Annotated in this window: 23 protein-coding genes; 18 read left to right on the forward strand and 5 right to left on the reverse strand. The window is 52.7% G+C overall.

The annotated features are described in order from the left end of the window. Nucleotides 1–23 precede the first annotated feature (23 nt). A complete protein-coding gene (locus ATHL_RS08985) occupies nt 24–932 on the reverse strand; it encodes a hypothetical protein (RefSeq protein WP_162787650.1) in 909 nt (302 codons plus the stop codon). A gap of 114 nt (nt 933–1,046) precedes the next feature. On the opposite strand from ATHL_RS08985, the gene ATHL_RS08990 reads away from it, so the two are divergent. The 3 genes from ATHL_RS08990 to ATHL_RS09000 are packed head-to-tail and all read left to right on the forward strand — an operon-like array spanning nt 1,047 to nt 4,231. Beyond that, on the forward strand, nt 1,047–2,480 hold the full coding sequence (locus ATHL_RS08990; RefSeq protein ID WP_062192461.1) for an aspartate kinase: 1,434 nt from the start codon (nt 1,047–1,049) through the stop codon (nt 2,478–2,480). After that, nucleotides 2,477–3,532 carry an aspartate-semialdehyde dehydrogenase gene (gene asd / locus ATHL_RS08995; RefSeq protein WP_062192464.1) on the forward strand — a complete coding sequence of 352 codons (1,056 nt, stop codon included), beginning with the start codon at nt 2,477–2,479 and terminating at the stop codon, nt 3,530–3,532. The genes ATHL_RS08990 and asd overlap by 4 nt, the downstream gene beginning before the upstream one ends. Before the next feature lie 42 nt (nt 3,533–3,574). Next, nucleotides 3,575–4,231 (forward strand): hypothetical protein, encoded by a 657-nt coding sequence (locus ATHL_RS09000; RefSeq protein WP_062192466.1) that lies wholly within the window; start codon nt 3,575–3,577, stop codon nt 4,229–4,231. Nucleotides 4,232–4,278: 47 nt separating this feature from the next. Here the strand turns inward: ATHL_RS09000 and ATHL_RS09005 are convergent, their stop codons facing one another. Continuing rightward, entirely contained in the window at nt 4,279–4,974 is a 696-nt protein-coding gene (locus ATHL_RS09005) for a TFIIB-type zinc ribbon-containing protein (protein WP_062192469.1), read from the reverse strand. Between the two features lie 104 nt (nt 4,975–5,078). Here ATHL_RS09005 and ATHL_RS09010 point away from each other — a divergent pair, with 104 nt between their 5' ends. From ATHL_RS09010 to ATHL_RS09040, 8 genes are read left to right on the forward strand one after another with little or no spacing between them, the layout of a single operon-like run. Next, nucleotides 5,079–6,671, forward strand: a complete 1,593-nt coding sequence (locus ATHL_RS09010; protein ID WP_062192472.1) for a DUF5597 domain-containing protein — start codon at nt 5,079–5,081, stop codon at nt 6,669–6,671. A gap of 32 nt (nt 6,672–6,703) precedes the next feature. Beyond that, nucleotides 6,704–6,832 carry a hypothetical protein gene (locus ATHL_RS19510; RefSeq protein ID WP_272897349.1) on the forward strand — a complete coding sequence of 43 codons (129 nt, stop codon included), beginning with the start codon at nt 6,704–6,706 and terminating at the stop codon, nt 6,830–6,832. 48 nt (nt 6,833–6,880) lie between these two features. Next, the gene (locus ATHL_RS09015; RefSeq protein WP_162787651.1) at nt 6,881–7,591 is read left to right on the forward strand and encodes a DUF4129 domain-containing protein; all 711 of its coding nucleotides are present in this window, start codon (nt 6,881–6,883) and stop codon (nt 7,589–7,591) included. Beyond that, complete coding sequence (locus ATHL_RS09020; protein WP_062192477.1) at nt 7,588–8,259, forward strand: hypothetical protein; 672 nt, start codon at nt 7,588–7,590, stop codon at nt 8,257–8,259. Before ATHL_RS09015 ends, ATHL_RS09020 begins: the two co-directional genes overlap by 4 nt. Beyond that, on the forward strand, nt 8,243–9,214 hold the full coding sequence (locus tag ATHL_RS09025) for an AAA family ATPase (RefSeq protein WP_236822358.1): 972 nt from the start codon (nt 8,243–8,245) through the stop codon (nt 9,212–9,214). The genes ATHL_RS09020 and ATHL_RS09025 overlap by 17 nt, the downstream gene beginning before the upstream one ends. Further along, a complete protein-coding gene (locus ATHL_RS09030) occupies nt 9,214–10,500 on the forward strand; it encodes a DUF58 domain-containing protein (RefSeq protein ID WP_062192480.1) in 1,287 nt (428 codons plus the stop codon). The genes ATHL_RS09025 and ATHL_RS09030 overlap by 1 nt, the downstream gene beginning before the upstream one ends. Continuing rightward, complete coding sequence (locus ATHL_RS09035; RefSeq protein ID WP_062192482.1) at nt 10,497–11,015, forward strand: hypothetical protein; 519 nt, start codon at nt 10,497–10,499, stop codon at nt 11,013–11,015. The genes ATHL_RS09030 and ATHL_RS09035 overlap by 4 nt, the downstream gene beginning before the upstream one ends. Before the next feature lie 22 nt (nt 11,016–11,037). Next, a complete protein-coding gene (locus ATHL_RS09040) occupies nt 11,038–11,871 on the forward strand; it encodes a sugar phosphate isomerase/epimerase family protein (protein WP_062192486.1) in 834 nt (277 codons plus the stop codon). A gap of 1 nt (nt 11,872) precedes the next feature. Here ATHL_RS09040 and ATHL_RS09045 read toward each other — a convergent pair whose 3' ends face one another. After that, complete coding sequence (locus tag ATHL_RS09045; protein WP_162787652.1) at nt 11,873–12,808, reverse strand: SMP-30/gluconolactonase/LRE family protein; 936 nt, start codon at nt 12,806–12,808, stop codon at nt 11,873–11,875. 84 nt (nt 12,809–12,892) lie between these two features. Between ATHL_RS09045 and ATHL_RS09050 the strand changes: the two genes are divergently transcribed. The 3 genes from ATHL_RS09050 to ATHL_RS09060 are packed head-to-tail and all read left to right on the forward strand — an operon-like array spanning nt 12,893 to nt 14,198. Beyond that, nucleotides 12,893–13,600 carry an AzlC family ABC transporter permease gene (locus ATHL_RS09050; protein ID WP_062192491.1) on the forward strand — a complete coding sequence of 236 codons (708 nt, stop codon included), beginning with the start codon at nt 12,893–12,895 and terminating at the stop codon, nt 13,598–13,600. After that, a complete protein-coding gene (locus tag ATHL_RS09055; protein WP_084001308.1) occupies nt 13,597–13,914 on the forward strand; it encodes an AzlD domain-containing protein in 318 nt (105 codons plus the stop codon). Before ATHL_RS09050 ends, ATHL_RS09055 begins: the two co-directional genes overlap by 4 nt. 5 nt (nt 13,915–13,919) lie before the next feature. After that, nucleotides 13,920–14,198: a hypothetical protein gene (locus tag ATHL_RS09060; RefSeq protein ID WP_062192496.1), complete on the forward strand. Its 279-nt coding sequence runs from the start codon at nt 13,920–13,922 to the stop codon at nt 14,196–14,198. Nucleotides 14,199–14,232: 34 nt separating this feature from the next. On the opposite strand, the gene ATHL_RS09065 is transcribed toward ATHL_RS09060, so the two are convergent. Beyond that, nucleotides 14,233–14,664: a DUF4870 domain-containing protein gene (locus tag ATHL_RS09065; protein WP_162787653.1), complete on the reverse strand. Its 432-nt coding sequence runs from the start codon at nt 14,662–14,664 to the stop codon at nt 14,233–14,235. A gap of 145 nt (nt 14,665–14,809) precedes the next feature. On the opposite strand from ATHL_RS09065, the gene ATHL_RS09070 reads away from it, so the two are divergent. Then, a complete protein-coding gene (locus ATHL_RS09070) occupies nt 14,810–15,700 on the forward strand; it encodes an RraA family protein (protein WP_062192501.1) in 891 nt (296 codons plus the stop codon). 41 nt (nt 15,701–15,741) lie between these two features. Here ATHL_RS09070 and ATHL_RS09075 read toward each other — a convergent pair whose 3' ends face one another. Further along, nucleotides 15,742–16,647 carry a LysR family transcriptional regulator gene (locus ATHL_RS09075; protein ID WP_062192504.1) on the reverse strand — a complete coding sequence of 302 codons (906 nt, stop codon included), beginning with the start codon at nt 16,645–16,647 and terminating at the stop codon, nt 15,742–15,744. A gap of 133 nt (nt 16,648–16,780) precedes the next feature. On the opposite strand from ATHL_RS09075, the gene ATHL_RS09080 reads away from it, so the two are divergent. The 3 genes from ATHL_RS09080 to ATHL_RS09090 all read left to right on the forward strand — a co-directional run bounded on the left by ATHL_RS09080 (nt 16,781) and on the right by ATHL_RS09090 (nt 20,427). Beyond that, nucleotides 16,781–18,298, forward strand: a complete 1,518-nt coding sequence (locus tag ATHL_RS09080; RefSeq protein ID WP_062192507.1) for a catalase — start codon at nt 16,781–16,783, stop codon at nt 18,296–18,298. Between the two features lie 247 nt (nt 18,299–18,545). Continuing rightward, the gene (locus ATHL_RS09085) at nt 18,546–19,355 is read left to right on the forward strand and encodes a sulfite exporter TauE/SafE family protein (RefSeq protein WP_062192509.1); all 810 of its coding nucleotides are present in this window, start codon (nt 18,546–18,548) and stop codon (nt 19,353–19,355) included. Nucleotides 19,356–19,470: 115 nt separating this feature from the next. Next, nucleotides 19,471–20,427: an AAA family ATPase gene (locus ATHL_RS09090; RefSeq protein WP_062192512.1), complete on the forward strand. Its 957-nt coding sequence runs from the start codon at nt 19,471–19,473 to the stop codon at nt 20,425–20,427. Nucleotides 20,428–20,429 lie beyond the last annotated feature (2 nt).

Consider the following 20,429-nt stretch of genomic DNA (forward strand, 5'->3'; position numbering starts at 1 on the left):
CTTTTCCCCCTCGCGCTGTGGATTCAGGTAGACCTCCTGGTAAGGAAGAGCCTTCTACCAGATCTACGCCAGTAAACCACCACGATTCCCGAAACAACCATCAACAGAAGCACCCCACGCACCCACATGGGTGGCTGGATGAATGTCAGAATAAAGAGGATGATTATCGCTTCCAAACCCACCCCCAGCGCATGGTATCCCGAAGGGTATCGGACAAAATCCACCGCGGCCACTACCCCCAGAGCAAATACCAGTAACCAGATTGCCGCCCCCAGCGGTTCCTCCCACGAAGAAGGAAGGTGGCCCTCTGATCGATCTCGAATACCCAGCATCATCGCGCGTTCCATGACGTAACCCATATTCATGATCCATGTAAATGCCTGACGGGGAAACTCCTCTGGTACATCGATCCGGTGCCGGACAATCAATCGTGAGGTAAGCTCATTAACCGGCTGGATGTACCATAACCACGTCCACTTCAGGGGCATTTTATCCGTGGCAGTTGCCAGAACATACTGGTCAGGCTGATAATCATGGATCACGAGAAAATCCATAATTATTCCCTGTTTCCCCTTGACTGGATTCTGCCACTCCTCATGAATCCGATCAGCATTCACATAGCGACATTCACCGCTTGTCATACAAAACAAGTTCTCGATGAAAGTAATGGAATAAAATGCCGCCCTGGAATCCCCCATCTGGATCAGCCAGGGATAGATAGCCTTTGCAGGTGCCCGAATGGTGATCGCATGATTCCAGAGAATGTCGGGGGTTGGCACCAGCTTGTCTCCCGGCAATTCCAATGCCACTTCTTGAGATGTGCTTCCCCAGGTAGGGATCATTGCGGCGACCCAGGAGAATCCCACGATCACCACAATCACCATCACCAGAATACCTATCCCCAATCGAGCCCATGGCCTTTCAATTTTCATATAACCCTCCCCGAAAAACATCGATTCAACCCGGACGTCATCAAGAGATTGATCAAAAGTCATGTATAATACCCAATTATTTAATTTTACCCCCATCCTGCGGTCGAGGTTTTTATGGTCGGTTCTTCTCCCAGTACATTGGTAATGAAATTCGGTGGAACATCCGTAGGCACCGCCGAAGCCATGGCTCAAACAGCCCAGATCGTTCAACGCCAGCGCTCACTGACACGGCGCCTGGTGGTGGTGACTTCCGCTTTATCCGGCGTAACGGACCTCTTGCTAAGCAGCGCCATGGCAGCCGCCAGAGGCGATACTACCACTTACAACCAGGCCGTTCAAACCCTGAGAAATAAACACGAAGCCATCTTAAAATCTCTCATTGATGACCGCTCCCGTCAGGAAGAAGTCCGCAGTGCTATCACTCTCCTGATCCTGGATTTTGCCAATCTTTGCCAGGCTATCGCCATTCTGGGAGAGGCAACCCCGCGCGCCCTCGATGCTGTGGCTTCGCTGGGCGAACGCATGTCGGTACGCCTGCTGGCCGCTGTGCTCGAAAACATCGGGGTAACCGCACAATTTGTTGAGGCTACCCGGCTGGTAGTTACCGATGACCATTTTCAGGCCGCTCATCCCGACCTTGACGCCACGCGTATGGCCACCCGCGCCGTCCTCAATACGCTTCTGGATCAAGGCATCGTCCCGGTAGTAACCGGGTTTATCGGCGCCACCCCTTCCGGTGTGACCACCACCCTTGGGCGAGGCGGGAGTGACTACACCGCCGCATTGCTGGGGGCTTCCCTCCCGGCCGATGAAGTCTGGATCTGGACCGATGTGGACGGCGTGATGACCGCCGACCCGCGAATCGTCCCCCAGGCCACCACGATTGAAGAATTGACCTATCGCGAAGTTTCTGAACTGGCTTATGCCGGAGCTAAAGTCCTCCATCCGAAGACGATCCGCCCGGTCATTGAAGCCGGTATTGGCCTGCGGGTTCTCAATACTTTCAACCCCGATAATCCCGGTACTCGCCTCGTATCTGAGCTTCCCATCACCGATCATCACGTCGTTAAATCGGTAACCGCCATTCGTGGGCAAAGCCTGATCACTCTGGAAGGCCGCGGGATGCTAGGTGTACCGGGTGTAGCCGCACGCACATTTTCAGCGATTGCTTCTACAGGCACAAGCGTTACCCTCATTTCCCAGGCTTCATCCGAACAATCCATCTGCTTTGCAGTTCCTCTTGAGGCTGCCGCGAAGGTAGTCTCGGCGTTGCAGAAGGAATTCTTCCATGAGTTCCAGCGGAAGGATATCGATCGTGTCTGGTCAACTGAAGAAGTGGTGATTGTAACCGTAGTAGGAGAAGGCATGAAAAGCACCCCGGGGGTGGCCGGCAGAGTGTTCTCTGCCCTGGGAGACAAGAAGATTAATGTGATTGCCATTGCTCAGGGATCTTCAGAAGTGTCCATCAGTTTTGTCCTCCGTGCCGAAGAAGTACGCCCTGCGGTTCAGACCTTACACGATCTCGTCATTCGCAAAGAGGTAGTATGAATAAAATTCCTGTTGCAATCCTTGCTGCTACCGGTAGTGTCGGCCAGCGCTTTGTACAGCTACTCGATCAGCACCCCTGGTTTCAGGTCGTAGCGCTCACCGGGTCGGAACGTGGACACGGAAAACCCTATGGCGAAGTCTGTCGCTGGTTACTGGCCGAACCCATGCCAGAATGGGCTCGTGATTTACCCGTTCTTCCGTCCACCCCTGAAGCAGTTCAGGTGCCTCTTGTTTTTTCCGGCCTTCCAGCGGATATCGCCCGTGAAGTGGAACCACTTTTTGCCCGTACAGGCACCGCCGTCTGTTCGAACGCCTCCGCGTACCGACGAGACCCTACCGTCCCAATCCTTTTACCAGAAATCAATGCCGGGCATGCTCACATCATTCCAGCCCAGCGCGCCACTCACGGCTGGAATGGCCTGATTGCCACCAATCCCAATTGTACGAGCACAGGAATGACCATAGTCCTCAGAGCACTCAAGGATGCCTTTGGGCTTCGACGGGTGTTCGCTGTTTCAATGCAGGCTCTTTCTGGAGCTGGCTACCCCGGTGTTCCTTCTATGGACATTACGGATAATGTCATCCCTTATATTGGCGGTGAAGAAGAAAAAGTGGAATGGGAGCCGCGAAAGATGCTCGGTCAGATCATCGGAGACCAGATCGAGCTGGCAGATTTTACCATCTCCGCTCATACCAACCGGGTTGCTGTCACCGATGGCCACACGGTATGCCTCACCATCGAGTTCGAACATCGCGCCACACCCGCGCAGGTTGAAGCATGCCTCGCCGCATTCCAGGCAGATGAGCTGGCCCGCGATCTGCCATCGGCCCCTCACCCCCCTATTCTGGTACGTCATGAAGAAAACCGGCCTCAACCTCGCCTCGACCGCATGACCGGCCACGGGATGACCACCGTCGTTGGACGCGTTCGCAGCGATTCGCTCTTTGATATTCGCATGGTCGTCCTTTCGCATAACACCATCCGCGGTGCTGCCGGTGGATCCATTTATAATGCTGAGTTGTTGTATCAACTGGGGTATATCAGGCAGTAACCAGAACCATCCCGGCCATGGTATTTAACGGAGGTAAACATAATGCTTTCCCCCGCAGTAACCCAATTCCTTAAAGCTCTTGATCCGGCATCAAGAGACAAAATTCTGGCGATTAAAAACCCCTTCCAGGTTCAGGCTCTCCTGGATGAAATGCCTTATGTGGGAGAAGATCGCAACCGTTCTCCCCTGCAGGTAATGCAGGATCGCCAGTGTCATTGCCTGGATGGCGGTTTACTCGGCGCCCTGGTGCTCAACCTGATTGGCTTTCCTCCGAGAATCATCGATCTGATACCTCAGCCTGACGTGGACGATGATCATGTCCTCGCCATTTTTCAGATTGACGGCTTCTACGGAGCAGTGGCTAAATCTAATTTCAGCGGGCTGCGCTTCCGTGAACCTGTTTATCGCACCTTACGTGAACTGGCAATGAGTTATTTTGAGGTGTTCTTCAACATCCAGGGCGAAAAGACCCTGCGTGCCTATACCCGCCCTCTCAACCTGATGGTTTTTGATCGTTTTAACTGGCCCATTGATGAACAGGGGGTTCATTTGATAACCCGGAGGTTATACTCACTTAAACCCATTCCCCTGATCAACCCCCTACAGGCCGCCAGACTTTCAAAATTGGATGAACGCTCTTACCAAACCAATATGATGGGCGTGAATCTGGAAGGTCTGTTCAAAGCTCCTGCGCATTAATCTACCGCAGAGTGCATCACCTGCAATCAGAGTGTCCGGGAATCTGATCAACGCCCGAGTTCCCCTGCAACGGGGCGATCAGGTATCTTTAACCAATCTTCAATCTGTTGCTCGAAAAACAGGGCGATGTCGGGAGTGTCCAGGGTAGATAACAGTTCCATCTGATGTCCATCCTGAGTGACGGCCATGAGTTTATATTGATGATTGGTGCCATTCTCAGAACGCTGGGTCTTCTCAACGCAGTATAGCTGTTTAAGCTGCCTGACCGGCACCGTTTTCTCTCCCAGCCAGGGAAGGGGCTCGAACCAGACCGAGAGCTCTTCGGGGGTCACCTCAAGAACCGTTCGGTTTAAAAAACCACAAAGAGTGGAATACGTCAGGCCGATGCCAACCGCCAGATGAGCGATTGGAAAAATAATAAAAATCCAGGGAGCGTGGTTCCCCAGCGCCATGCCGTACCAGAAGCATAAAAAGCTATCCCAGGCGACAGAGAAAAAGGCCATGGGAATATACTTTACAGAAAACCAGCGTTGAACAATGCGTGCACTTTTCCCCTCTTTTTCAATCCGAACCATGGCAGGCACAGGTATCCGTGGCCGAATGGGTTGAGCTGCCGCGAGGGCTGAAGGTGAAAGCACATGCTCATTTCCGCAGTATTCGCAGCGATAACGGCTGGCTTCGTCTGAAACGCTAACCGCCGCTCCGCAGGATGGACAGGAAAGGGTAACCCAGTGCGTATTCATGGTCGGTAGTATACATCAGCCCTCTGCGAAAAAACCATTCACGGGCACTCTACAAATTTGCAAATTGTGGTAGGATAAATTAATCCCCCACCCCGGAGAACATTATGCTTCAATCGATCTTCAAGCGGAATGGAATTCCTTTCTTCGTATTAGGCGGTCAGGTGCACAACTCGAGCGCCTATAACCTGACGGAGATGGAAACCGCCTGGAAAGCGCTCGAAGCACTCCATGCCAATACAGCTGAAGTACCTGTCTACTGGAGCCAGTTCGAACCCCGCCCGGGGAAATATTCTTATCAACAGATCGATCAACTGATCCAGGCCGCACGTGAACACAAGTTAAAACTCATCCTGCTCTGGTTTGCCACCTGGAAGAATGGCTCGATGCAATACGCCCCCGAATGGGTAAAACTGGCTCCTGATCGCTATCAGAGGGTGATTACCCATGCAGGTAACCGTCTATGGGTGCTCTCTTCCCATGCCGAAGCCAACTGGGAGGCCGATCGAAACGCCTTCTGTGCTCTTCTGAACCACCTGAAAGAAGTCGATGGTGACCAACGTACGGTCATCGGCGTGCAAATTGAAAATGAACCAGGCATCCTGGGCGCAGTACGTGATCACAGCCCACTTGCCGAGTCAGAGTTTTCAGGCCAGGTGCCTGATGAACTTATGCAAAAGCTCCAGATAACCTCAAAAGGACCAGTACGAGATGCCTGGGCCCTGGCCGGTAAGCGCAGCCAGGGCAGCTGGCAACAGGTGTTCGGACCCCACGCCGCGGAATATTTCTCCGCCTGGAGTATTGCCCGTTACATCGATCGAATCGCAGAGGCAGGCAAAGCCGTCTATGACCTGCCATTTTATGTCAATGTTTGGCTGGGCGAAAATGGCTGGCAGCAACCCGGAATCAGCTACCCGAGTGGAGGGCCAGTATCCAGAGTGCTGGATCTTTGGAAATGGGCTACTCCTCACCTTGATCTAATTGCACCGGATATATACATTGACACTCCTGATACCTACCGTGAGGTATGCCAGGCTTATGCAAGAGAAGACAATCCTCTTTTCATTCCAGAATCTGCCCTTTCACCGGGTAATGCCCTGAATGTATTCGAGGCCATCCACCGCTATCACGCGGTTGGATATGCAGTATTTGGCATCGAAAGCTTGCTGGATGCCCAGGGGACTGTCAAAGCATCGGCTCAACCCCTGGTTGATAGCTTCCGCATTCTGGCTGCGGTTCAGCCTCTCCTTCTTCAATTTTGGAAGACCAGCCGCATGACTGCCATTATCCAGCGCGAATTTCAATCTGAGCAGCTGCTCGACCTGGGAGAGTATCTGGCACTGGTCCAGTTTGGCCCCACTACCAATACCGGGTGGATGCATACCGATTACCGCCACTCACCGGCAGACTTCAACCAGCGTGGACGTGGTTTGCTCTTCCAGGCTCCCAATCGAGAATTTTTCGTGGCCGGGGCTGGCTTCGCCCTGCAAATCAAACGGAAGCGCGGTGAAACCAGTGAATTTTCAAAGGCCCACGATCGTTTCGACGCCCCTCTCACTCCCTATTTACGGGTCGAAGAAGGACGCTTTGGTGCTCTCGGCGAGTGGATTCCCACCCGCGAGCGCAACGGAGATGAAATTACCGCGGGCATCTGGGTCACCCCTGATATTGGTGTGGTGCGATTTGTCCTGGCCGAGTAAGTGAGGTTACTTCAGAAACAGGTGATTTACCCGTGACCATTGAACCCGAAAAACGTCGGGCGCTTGCGCTCCTGATCATTTCTATCCTCCTTCTCCTCATCTTATCGATGGGACTTACCGGGCTGAAGCTTTCCCCCGGATTGTTAATGAATTTCACTTGAAGCACTCCCATAAGCAACGGGGCAGATAATTTGACTGGCGCGCAGGGATTGATCGACTTCGTTCGCATTGTGCTGGCTCTGGCGCTCGTATTCTTCCCCATTTACCTTGTTTACATGCTGATCCACCCGCAGCGACGGAAGAAACTGCTCCGCGATTTACTGATTTTTGGTATGTTGATCTTCTTTTTTGACCGGTTGCGTGCTATCGCAAGCAATATGGAGAGGCAGGGTGTCGAAGTCGAAGGTCCTGCGCCCGCTGAAGGCCTCCCCCCGATGGCAACCATCCAGCCTTTGAGTGATTATGTGCAAAACCCTCCTAACTGGATTGTAGGCATGGTGATCGGGGTTGTGGTCATTGTCCTGGCAACTGCTATTTTTGGCGTTCTCTGGTACTGGGCACATCGCCGTCCTGGCGAACCTGATACCATTTCCCGGGTTTCACGCGAAGCTGAAGGTGCCCTGCTCTCCATTCAATCAGGCAGTGACCTGCGCGACACCATCATCCAGTGTTACCGAAGTATGGTCAGGGCTGTACAAGAAGAGCGTGGCATTCATCGTGACGTGGCAGTCACCCCTCGCGAATTTATCCACATCCTCACCAGCCGCGGTATTCCCTCCCGCCCCGTTGAGAACCTGACCCACCTTTTCGAAGATGCACGCTATGGAAAAATTGAAGGGGGAATGCGCCAGAAACTGGAAGCGGTTTCCGCACTGGAAGAAATCATCGAAGCTTGCCGCAAACAGAAGGAGGCCTCGTGAAGCCCCCTCGCTCCCGTTCCCTTCTCATCGGATTGATCGCCCTCTCTATCATTGGCAGTATCACCATAACCGTAATCTTCCGTCAGCAAATTCGCTCCTGGCTGGTCACACCTGTCTCTTACGTAATCTGGTACATCAACCTGATCCTTGAAACAGTTCCCCAGCCCATTTTCTGGGTCATTCTGGTGCTGGGAGGATTCTTTCTTTCCATTCGCACCATCCTTAAGAACCTTCCCCAGCCCGAATTTCCTCCTGAACCGACCTATTCCGGCCTTAGTGCTTCCCGCTATCAATACTGGTTATGGTACATTTCAACCTATCAGATCAGCCCTTTTTCAAGCGAAAATCTGGCGCGCAACCTTTCGCGTCTGGTGATGGATGTGCTGGCATATCAGGAGCATCTCACCATCAGCGAACTGGAAGAGATGATCCGTACAGGAAAACTTAACCTGCCAGAAGATATTCGGGAATTTTTAATCACTCGCAGGCTCGCCCCTGCACAACCTGCACCTCCCCTCATGCTTCGCTGGTTTGATCGACTCTTTTCCCGTCGAACTCGACAGAGAAGGTCACCCTCTCCCGAATCCCTTAAAGCGCAGCAAAAGCTAGAACGCGTGATCCAATTCATTGAAGAACGTCTGGAGTTACAACATGGAATCAACCTCTGAGTTAATGTCTATTGCTGAAGTTGCCACCCGCAGCCAGCGTATTATCCAGGAAGTCAGTAAAGCCATTGTTGGAAAACAGGCCGTCCTGGAAAAGATCCTCGCCGCTTTTCTCGCAGGTGGACATGTCCTTCTCGAAGATTTCCCGGGCCTGGCCAAGACTTTGATTGCCAATAGCTTTGCCCAAACGCTGGGAATGGGTTTCAAGCGCATTCAATTCACCCCCGATTTACTTCCCGGCGACATTACCGGCGGGTATATTTACAACCGGGCAGAGAATAAATTTGTTTTGCGAGAGGGCCCCATTTTTACCAACCTTATTCTTGCAGACGAAATTAACCGTGCTTCACCAAGAACCCAGTCAGCGCTTCTAGAAGCCATGCAAGAATACCAGGTCACCCTTGAAGGTGAAACTCTCAAGCTGCCTGATCCTTTTATCGTCGTTGCCACACAGAATCCTATCGAATACGAAGGCACTTTCCCTCTCCCCGAAGCACAGCTGGATCGTTTTATCCTCAAGTTAAGCGTGGGATATCCTACCCCTGAGCAGGAACAGGAAATTCTCCATCGCCGACGCGAACGCCGACAGGATGCCATCACTCTCCAGGCTGTGACCGATGCTCAGACATTCCTTGCCATGCGCCGTGCTATCGAAGAAGTCTACCTCGATCCTGATATTGAAAAGTACATCGTGGAACTGGTCACGCGCACTCGCACCAATCGTCAGGTTGCTGTTGGATCTAGCCCCCGTGGCGCCCTGGCTCTTCTCAAGCTCAGCCGGGCGTACGCTGCCATGCAGGGGCGCGCCTACGTCATTCCGGATGATGTCAAACTCTTTGTCCGCCCGGCATTGCAGCACCGGCTCATTCTGCAACCCGATCTGTGGAGCAGCCCGCAGGCGATCGATCACATTCTCAATGATATTATTACAGCGGTTCCGGTTCCGGTCGTGGAATAATGAGCGGTCGTGGTTTCTTTCTTGCCCTGGTGATCTTCACCCTGTTATTGGTTGGTCTGGCAACCCTCAATGGTGGGGTCATTGCTCTTGCGCTCCCCCTGGTGCTCTACTTTACCGCTGCCATCTACTACCGGCCTACTGTTCCCCAGTTAAGCGCACAGAGATTCCTCTCCACCGATCGGATTTTTCCCGATACACCGGTGACCATCAGCCTGATCATTCGCAATGAAGGCCCCCCCCTTGAAGAAATCCACATCGAAGACGCTCTCCCGCGTGGCCTGGAATTACTTCAGGGCAACACCGAATTGTACACTTCACTGGATTCCGGCCAGGAAGTGACCCTCGAATACACCGTTCGGGGAAAGCGCGGTGATTATCGCTTCAGTGGCTTTCGCGCCACATATCGCGAGGGGGCTGGCCTTTTTGAAGCCACATCCCCGGTACAGGCCTCTCATCGCTTAATCGTTCGCCCCCGGCCCGCACGCCTTAAGCCTATGCGCATTCGTCCCCCGCAGACTCGCGGTTTTGCTGGCCCCATACCGGCCCGACAGGGAGGGGCAGGGGTAGATTTTTTCACCGTCCGTGAGTACCAGCCCGGCGACCAACAACGCCGCATTAACTGGAAAGTCGCCGCCCACTCAGAGTCAGACCTTTTTACCAATGTTTATGAACAGGAGCGCGTGGCCGATGTGGGAATCATCCTGGATGCCCGCGAACAAAGTTATGGCGATCTCCCCGATCATCCTCTTTTCGAAAAAGTGGTTCAGGCCACTGCTTCTATCTGTGAAGGCTATCTGAATGATGGCAACCGGGTAGGGCTCCTGGTGTATGGCGGTGGAATCGAGAGTGCCTTCCCCGGCGTCGGAAAGACCCAGCGTCAGCGCATTTTACAGGTTCTGGCACGGGCTCGACCAGGACGTAACTTTGCTCTCGAAACCCTGCGTTACCTCCCAACCCGCTTTTTCCCTCCGCGCTCCCAGATCATCCTCATCAGTCCCCTGCTCCAGGCAGATGTGGACGTATTGATCAGCCTGCGTGCCCTTGGCTACGCCGTAATGGTCATTAGCCCCAACCTCCTCCTCTTTGATGCCACTCAGGAAGACAAAGCCCCCGACCCTCTGGCTTTGCGTCTGGCACTGGCAGAACGCGCTTTGCTCCTCCAGAAAGTACGTCGGGCGGGGGTGCAGGTCATCGACTGGAATACTGAGGTGCCCATCGAGCAAATTTCCCGCCGCTATAGCGTTCGCAGTCTGGCGGTAAACCCCACCGTGGAGGCCAGCCGATGACTACCCGGAGGCTCTTGTTTAGCGCCCTGATTCTTTCTACCTTCTGCCTGGTAGTCGGGAGCCTCCTGAAAGGCTTTATCGCAGGCGCACTTGTTGTCCTCGTTTTCGGTGCCGTTGGAGTAATCAGCCTGTGGCAGCGCTGGCGGTGGATGATATCCCTCTTGTTCCTGATCTTCGCCTTCTACAGCGCCATCCTGATGCTTCTTCAGGTGCCGTTTTACCTCCCTGTCCTGGCAGTCGCCTTGATGCTGATCACCTGGGATCTGGAGTACTTTCGGGAACGGCTAGAACGAATTCGTTCACCTGAAACAGCCCGTGCCGTTCAGCGGTACCATTTCCTGCACCTGTTTCCGGTTGTGGCCGGTGGCGTTCTACTTTCAATGGTCGCTCTGGTCATTCATTTTCAGCTTCGCTTCGCCGCCGCGCTCATTCTGGCCGCTTTGGCGATCTTCCTCCTGAGCCGGTTGGTGGCCCATCTGGCCGGGCGGTCAACTCCACCGCCGGGTATCTCGTGATGATCATGTCCGGGAGGTTTCCATGAGACTGGGTGGACCCATTTTTGATTCCTTCGACGATCCAGATGCCTGGGTCGCAGCTGTTCGGGCGGCAGGGTACAGGGCAGCCTATTGCCCTCTATCTCCGGATGCCGACGAAGTGACCATTCAGGCCTTTACCAGAGCCGCCCGTTCTGCTGATCTTCTCATTGCCGAGGTTGGAGCATGGTCTAACCCGATCAGTCCTGACGAATCAGAACGTCAGCAGGCCATTGAACGGTGTAAACAGAGCCTCTACCTTGCCGATCGCATAGGCGCGAGTTGTTGCGTCAATATAGCCGGATCGCGCAGCCTGCAGTGGGATGGGCCTCACCCCGCAAATTTCTCTCCTGAAACCTTTGAACAAATCGTGATAACCGTCCGCGAAATTATTGATGAAGTGCAGCCCACTCGCACCTGTTATACCCTTGAAACCATGCCCTGGATCTTCCCAGACTCACCCGACAGCTATCTGGAACTGCTCCACGCGATTGACCGAGTGGCCTTCGGCGTTCATCTTGACCCGGTAAATCTTATTTCCAGTCCACAACGGTATTATCATAACACCGCCCTTCTTCACAAATGCTTTGAAAAATTAGGGCCATACATACGATCCTGCCACGCAAAGGATATCCTTTTGCAACCCCGCCTCACAACCCACCTGGATGAAGTTATTCCCGGCCAGGGTGGGTTAAACTATCGCGTTTTTCTTAAAGGGGTAGCCAGCCTTCCACGGGATGTGCCCATTATGCTGGAGCATTTGAACACAGCGGAGGAATACTACCGGGCGGCAGCGTTCATCCGCTCTGAAGCTCAGGCCCTGGGATTAAGCCTCTAAGTTAAGACCATATCTCTCCGGCCAGAAAAATTGCCGGCCCGGGTTGAATATCTGGAATACTCAACAGGAGCCCTTTTTCAGCTTCTGTCACCACCAGCCCCAGTTTCCCACCGGGATCAATAGCTACATTGGTCGGGTTTTTCCCGGGCAAAGAGAACTTTTCCACGGTCATTCCATCTGGGCCAATGACCCGCACCATTCCATCGCCATATATAGCCTGGTACAGATAACCATTGGCACCGGGAGCCATTCCATCAGGCCCCTCAGCTCCGCCTACCTGCGCCCACAGGTGAACATCATCCCAGGTACAACCTTTGTCATCCCATCGTCCTTTAAACAGAGCTTTCTGGTAAGTATCCGCCACTACCAGAGCTTTCCCACCATCCACAATATCTATCCCGTTTGGACGGTAATACCCCTCTGCAATTTTCCTTGCGCTCCCATCCGGCTGTAAACAAACCACATAACCCGTTCGCTCTGTAGTGGCGTAATTGGGACATGTGAAAATCAAGTTTCCCCGCGCATCAAAAGTCAGATCATTCGGTGCCTGAAGCGCCATGCCATCCACACGTTCCAAAATAGTCTCCCAGAGGCCAGTTTCCGGGGTGTACCGACGGATTGCATTTAACTGAGAATCAGGCACCCAGGCTCTTCCCTGCCGGTCAAAAGCCAGGCTGTTGGGGCGCCCACCGGTGGGAATACGCTCCACCTGACCATCCTGCCAGCGAACCAGATTACCTGCACCCATCTCGGTACACCATAGCACCCCTTGAGGATCAAAAGCCGGCCCTTCAGGAAAATTCAACCCCTCTGCCAATACCCTGACTTCCGGCGGAACAGACTGGGTGGCGTAAGGTTTTACTCCTTTAGAACAGGCCGCAAGGGCACCGGCAGTAGAAAGCACGATTGAAAAATGAAGAAACTGGCGACGATTCATTCCCTTTTCCTTTCCAGAACCCTCTTCAAGATGAGTATAATAGGCGAAATTTGGCTCCACTGTACCATAAATTCCTGAAAACCTATGACCACTTCTTCTCCTGCTGAATCCCTGACCAACCGGCAACAATTCTGGCGTGGCGTTCGGGGTGTCTTGCCCATCCTTCTGGGGGTTTTCCCGTTCGGGATGATTTACGGAGCCCTGGCACGGCAATCGGGTATCTCGGTTCCAGCAGCTCAGGCGATGTCTTCGATTGTTTTTGCCGGAAGTGCCCAGTTCATCACCACCCAGTTGGTACGCCTGGCAACGCCAGGAATAATGATTGTGCTGACCATTGCCGTGGTCAACTTACGCCATGCGCTCTACAGCGCTTCCATCGCCGGATTTGTCCAGAACTTGCCTTCGCACTGGAAGTTAATCCTGGCCTATCTGCTGACAGATGAAGCCTATGCCGTGGCCATTACTAACTACAATCGTGAAGGTGCTCAAGGTAATCAGCACTGGTTCTTCCTGGGTGCCGGTTTGGGTTTGTGGAGTTGCTGGCAACTTAGCACCTTCATGGGCATCTTTCTTGGCACTCTTATCCCTCCGCACTGGCCGCTGGACTTTGCCCTTCCTCTGACCTTCATCGCTCTGGTAGTTCCCAATCTTAAAGACTCAGCTGCAACAACTGCCGCACTGGTGGGAGGAATAGTGGCCATTCTCACCTTCAGTTTACCGTACAGGTTAGGGCTCATCGTTGCTGCACTCGCCGGAATTCTTGCCGGATTATGGATGGAGAAAACCCCATGAACCTCTGGATGGTGATGTTAGCAGGGGGGCTGTTAACTTTCCTCACCCGCCTTTCTTTCATCTGGCTTTTTGATCGCCTCACTCTCCCCCGGTTGTTCCGCCGTGCTTTACGCTTCGTCCCTCCAGCAGTTCTTTCGGTCATCATCTTTCAAGAATTATTAATCCGAGATGGTTCTCTCTTTCTCAGCATCTCAAACGCCCGTTTACTCGCCGGTATTCTGGCCATGGGCGTCGCCTGGAGGACTCGTAACACCCTGCTCACCATCATCGTCGGCATGGCCGCCTTATTATTCCTCCAAATCTTCATCTCATGAACCGGATGGACGAATATCATCTCCTCTGGAAGTTGGAGCAGGCCCGCGAGATCGTTCGACGCATCGAGCGCATTTCGGCCGACTCGTGCTGGGCACACCAGTCCAGCGGTGTGCGGGGAGCTCTCTTACGGGCCATTGACCGCCTGGAACGCAGTTTCCGTGGCAAAGCCCGATTTACCGAACAGGATCTGGCCGCACTCAACCACCTGATTGAGGAAGGCTACGCCGTGCTCATCCAGGCCGCCCGCGAAATCCCCTATAAAGAAGACCCCCGCGCCCGGTAAGGATGCGGGGGAAATCGATTGGGTCTCGAAAGCCTCAGCCTGTGTACGTACTGCGTACCCAGTCACCAATCAGCCAGTAGCGAAAATCCTCACCCTGGCTTGTCTTGATTGCACCCACTACCCCATACACCGGAGCAACCAGCGGTAGCGCCGAGAGTAAAATGGCAAAGGGGATCAAACACAGACCGATGATGACCAGTGACAAAAGGCCAGTGATGACCCACGCGATCGCAATGAATGCACCACCACCCACCCAGACAACCAGCTGGAGCAGTAAGGCCTGGAGTGATTGATAGGCGACATAGCGCGACTTATCCTTGTGAGCGAGATAAATCACCAGAGCAATCACTGGCCCCAGCACACCAGTGAAAAGATTGACCAGCACGCTGAGATGAGCCAGAGTCGCCCAGGTTTTCTCATCAGAGGTGGGCTGGTACACTGTGGAGGTTAAGCTTTCAGAAGTCATGGGGTTATTTTCCTTTCTTTTCGTAGTTCCATTCATTCTACGCATATCTTTCCTGAAGGTTGCAAAAACCGCCCCTTCCACCATGCACCCTCCCTTTTTATTTTTGTTATAGAATCAATCCCATCTCTGACTTGATGGAGGAATCATGCGTTTCGACAACCGCGAAGATATCATTCAACTTACCCCCCTATGGAAAGGTGAACGTTTCGAAAACGGACGACCGAAGGTACCCGATGACATTTTACGTCGGTTTCAACGGGTGACCACCGAAGAGGCCTGGGGGGTACTCTGGGAACATGGATATAAGTATCAGTTTCAGGGAGACTGGAAAGTGATTCATCCGGGGAAAATCCTGGTCGGGCGGGCAGTGACCGCTGTAATGGTTCCCAAGCGGCCAGACCTTGATACCTACCTGCTTGAATACGGGCAAAAAGAAGAAGGCCGTAAAGGGTTCTTCAATTCCTGGGTCATTGAAAGCCTGCAAGAAGGCGATGTGCTGGTAGTAGATATGTTTGATAAGGTCTATGAAGGCACCTTCGTTGGGGGAAATCTGTCTACCGCTGTGTCACGCCGGACCAAATACGGCGGGCAGGTGATCTGGGGAGGAATCCGCGATGTGCAACAGGTAATGGAGATCACCAATATTCAAACCTTTTATCGTGGCAACGACCCTACCCCCATCCGCGATGTAACGCTGGTCGGTATGAACGTACCCTGCCGAATCGGGAATGCCATTTGCATGCCCGGAGATGTTGTCCTCGGTACACCAGCCGGGATCATCTTCGTACCGCCTCACCTGGCGGAGGAATGCTGCATTAAAGCTGAAAAAACTGCCATGCGTGATCGTTTCGGCCTCCAGCGCCTGCGCGAAGGAAAATATACCACTGCCCAGATCGATTCGCTCTGGACCGACGAAATCTGGCAGGACTTCCACAACTGGCGGAAAGAGAATACACCACCCGAATACGCCCATCTGGACTGGAGCGGCGAAGAGGAAGAAATGCGTAAGCGCCAGACCGGCCCAACCATCGCCTGACCTGTTCGTGTTCCTTCAAGAATATTTCCGCCCTGCGCTGGCTATGCGCAGGGCGGTTGGTTTTCTTGCGGGTATTCCTGCCGCACCAGACGAATCAACTCACGTGCCAGAAAAGAGAGACGCCTGCGTACATACCAGGCCGCAGCAATTTTTCGCTGCGGAACAGCATCCGTCACCCGTCGGTACACCACCTGACCGGAATCATCACTCACAGCCAGTGCCTGAGGAACCAGCGAGATACCCAATCCAAGTACCACACAGCTCTGGACCGTTGAAAGTTGCGCAGTATGACAGACAATCTGTAAATCAACATTTTGTTGAGAACAGAAAGCCCGCACCTGCTCACCCAGGCAATGCATCTCGCTCAGAGCAATAAATGGATACCGTTCCAATTCATGAACCGTCAAGTCATCGCTTTGCGCTGCCAGATGCTCTCTGGGAATGGCCACCATGAGAGTTTCTGTAAGCAATTCATCAGTTTCGATTAAAGGGTGATGAACCGGCAAACTGGTGATGGCCACATCCAGGCTGCCCTCGATCAGCCCACTCACCAGAGCCTGGGTCAGGTCTTCGTGAACAGCCAGCGTTGCACCAGGGTACAGCGTTCTAAAACTACGAATAACACGGGGTAAAACGAAAGGCGCAACGGTTGGAATAAATCCCACCGAAACCTTGCCTTTTCCCTCCTGAACCTCCCGCTCCAGGTTCGGACGGATATTTTGAATTTCGGCCAGAATGGCATGCGCCCGCGGTAAGAGTAACTGGCCGGCTTCCGTCAGGCTCACTCCCTTGCGAGAACGATTGAAGAGCGGTTGACCGATTTCCTGCTCCAGTTTCTTGATCTGCTGACTGAGAGAAGGCTGCGCCACATGACAGCGCTCAGCCGCCCGGCTAAAACTCCCGGTCTCAGCTACAGCAATAAAGTACTCAAGTTGATGCACTTCCATAGCGCCGATTTATCTCACATGTATAGTTTATAACAATCGATCCTATAAGCAATGTATATTTTACATCAATACAACCATCGCATACAATGAAGTCCAGTAACAATTTACCTGTTGACCACGAAAGGAAGCTCAAATGAGTAAGAAAAAACAACTCACCACTGCCCACGGTAACCCCATTGCAGACAACCAGAATTCGCTTACCGCCGGCCCGCGCGGCCCACTGTTGATGCAAGATTATCAACTTTTAGAAAAGATGGCCACCTTTAACCGCGAGCGAGTTCCAGAGCGCGTGGTACATGCCAAAGGTTCAGGGGCTTATGGCACCTTCACAGTCACCAATGACATCACCCGCTACACCAAAGCCAGGATTTTTTCCGAAGTCGGGAAGAAAACCCCTTGCCTGGTGCGTTTCTCCACGGTAGCCGGTGAACGCGGCGCCGCCGATGCTGAACGTGATGTCCGCGGGTTTGCGGTTAAGTTCTATACTGAAGAAGGTAACTGGGACATGGTTGGAAACAATACCCCCGTCTTCTTCATCCGTGACCCATACAAGTTTGGTGACTTCATCCATACCCAGAAGCGCGATCCTCGAACCAACCTGCGCTCCCCTACGGCCATGTGGGATTTCTGGTCCCTTTCTCCTGAGAGTTTACACCAGGTGACCATTCTCTTCAGCGATCGAGGACTTCCTCAGGGTTATCGCTATATTAATGGGTATAGCAGTCATACCTATAGCTTCATCAATGCTCAAAATGAGCGTTTCTGGATTAAGTTGCATTTCAAAACCCTTCAGGGCATTCGCACCTGGACAAACGCCGAAGCCGCCGCGGTGGTGGGTCAAGATCGTGAAAGCTCTCAACGCGACCTGTTTGAAGCCATCGAGCGAGGCGATTACCCGCGCTGGCGACTTTTTGTTCAGGTTATGCCCGAAGCTGAAGCTGAAACGTACTCCATCAACCCCTTTGATTTAACCAAAGTCTGGCCTCACGCCGACTATCCCCTGATTGAAGTAGGCGTCATGGAACTTAACCGGAACCCCGAGAATTATTTCGCCGAAATCGAGCAGGCCGCCTTTGAACCTTCAAATATCGTACCCGGAATCAGCTTCTCTCCGGATAAAATGCTTCAGGCGCGGATCATGTCTTATGCCGATGCACACCGCTATCGCATCGGGGTGAACTATGCTGCCTTGCCGGTCAATCATCCCCATAGTGAGGTTAATACCTATCACCGCGATGGGGCAATGCGTTTTGACGGGAATTACGGCGGCGCCGTCAATTACGAACCCAACAGCATGGGCGGCCCCGTGGAAGATAAACGCTTCCTTGAACCCCCGTTGAAAATTTCCGGCGATGCCGCTCGTTACGATCATCGTCAGGGTAACGATGACTATACCCAGCCGGGCAATCTTTTCCGCCTCATGAACGACCATCAGAAAGAACAGCTTTTCAGCAATATCGCCGAAGCCATGCAAGGGGTTCCTGAGCGCATCATTGTCCGCCAGCTGGTTCACTTCTATAAAGCTGATCCAGCTTACGGTTACGGTGTTGCCAAAAAACTTGGCATCGACATGGAGCGTTTTACCTCCTGGGCATCCTTGCCTCTTGAAGATCTATTCCGGAAAACCTCTCAAGAAGCCTATCCTGATTAGTCCACCTTAATCAGTAAACTATAATCCTGGCCTTCTTTGGACCAATTAGAAGGCCAGGATTTATATTCTTCCTTGATGAATGATCCATGGAAGGATAAGCCCCTTTTTGGTTATGTTCTTCCCGATCGAATGGCCCCCCTGCCAATCTATGCTATAAATGAATGAATGGTATCTATTTACAAACATACCTTTAAAAAATCATTCAACCGTGAGCTCCATTCCATCCAAACCGGGAACAAACAACCCTATGAAACCAGATCGAACACCCTTTCTTCCGGGAACAATCGTTGCGTTCCTTTTTTCCATTCCCATCGGCACACTGGGTGGTTTGATTGGTCTTGGCGGAGCTGAATTCAGGCTGCCTGTGCTGGTAGGGATTCTCAAAAAACAGATCAAAAGCGCCCTGCCCATCAACCTGGCCATCAGCCTGGTCACAGTAGCCAGTTCCCTGCTTTTCCGCAGCCGCAATATTCCCCTTGAGAAAATTGCCGGTTATCTACCCGTCATCCTTGCCATGGTATGCGGTGCCATCCCTGCCGCTTACCTCAATGCGGCCATCACGCAAAAAATTTCCACTGCCCAACTGAGAAAGACGATCTTCGTGATCCTGTTGATGATCGGCATGTTACTTGTCGTTGAAGCCTTCCTTCACCCGAACAACGTCAGGTTGCTTCCTTCCATTCTGCTCATAGAATTAATTTCCGGAGTGCTCTTTGGCATGCTTATCGGGGTGTTCAGCAGTACGCTGGGGGTGGCCGGTGGAGAACTGATCATACCAACGTTGATCTTTATGTACGGCATCGATGCGAAAACCGCGGGCTCAGCATCGTTGTTGATTAGCCTGCCGACCATCCTCTCTGGAATAACACGCCACTCAACCGCGGGTAATTATCGGGAACTTAACGAATTTCCTCAAACCATTATCCCCATGAGCCTTGGCTCAATCATCGGGGCATTGGCTGGAGGTGTCCTTGTCGGGTTCGTTTCAGCCAATCTCATTAAATTGATCCTCGGGTGTATCCTGATCTATTCGGCCTGGCACGTCTTCCATAAGTAAACCTGCATTTTCCAATCCGGCCATTTCCAGGAAATCTCTTTCGATCTACTGGTATTTTTAATCCTCACCTGATATACTGACTATTATTATCCATGTAATACACAAAGGACGAGCCATGACTCTCTTTTCGAACCCCCATGAATTGAAAACGGCCCTTGGTAAACAACAATACATCGCCAGCGAGGAAATTGCAACCGTTCTCTTCCTTGCCCAGCAATTGGGAAAACCCGTTCTCACAGAAGGCCCCGCTGGCGTTGGAAAAACTGAGCTCGCAAAAGCACTGGCCGGTGCCACCGGTTTTGAGCTGATCCGGTTGCAGTGCTACGAAGGGCTGGATGAAACCAAAGCTCTCTACGAATGGGAATACGCCAAACAACTGCTCTACACACAATTACTGCGCGACAAACTGTCAGATACTCTGTCTGCCGCTCAGAGTCTCCGCGAAGCCGCTGATCGGCTTTCAGCCGAGGAAGATATATTCTTTTCCATGCGTTTTCTCCTCCAAAGGCCACTTCTCAAGGCGATCCTCAACGAGAAACCCACCGTGTTGCTCATCGACGAAATCGACCGCGCCGACGCCGAGTTTGAGGCCTTTCTCCTCGAAGTGTTGAGTGATTTTCAGGTATCCGTCCCTGAGATTGGCACATTGCAGGCAGTGCACCGCCCTCTGGTAATCCTTACCAGCAACAATACCCGCGAGCTCAGTGAAGCCCTCAAACGAAGATGCCTCTATCTGTTTATCGATTTCCCCTCTCTCGAACAAGAACTGGCAGTGGTACGGCTCAAAGTACCGGGGCTCCCCCCAAAACTTGCCCGCCAGGCAGTGGAGCTCGTTCAACGATTACGAACCATGGATTTACGAAAAGTACCCTCTATCAGCGAAACCCTGGATTGGGCAAAAGCTCTTGTCACTTTGAATGCCAGCCACCTTGATCAGGAAACCCTCGAAACTACCTTGAGCGTGTTATTAAAACATGAAGTCGATCTTCAGCGAGCCAAGCGTCAGTTATTCGCGCCTTCTCCGCGAGATAAACACTCTGATAATCCTACCCTGCCACGCTGGCAAAATTGATG

This window comes from Anaerolinea thermolimosa (assembly GCF_001050195.2).
GTDB lineage: Bacteria > Chloroflexota > Anaerolineae > Anaerolineales > Anaerolineaceae > Anaerolinea > Anaerolinea thermolimosa.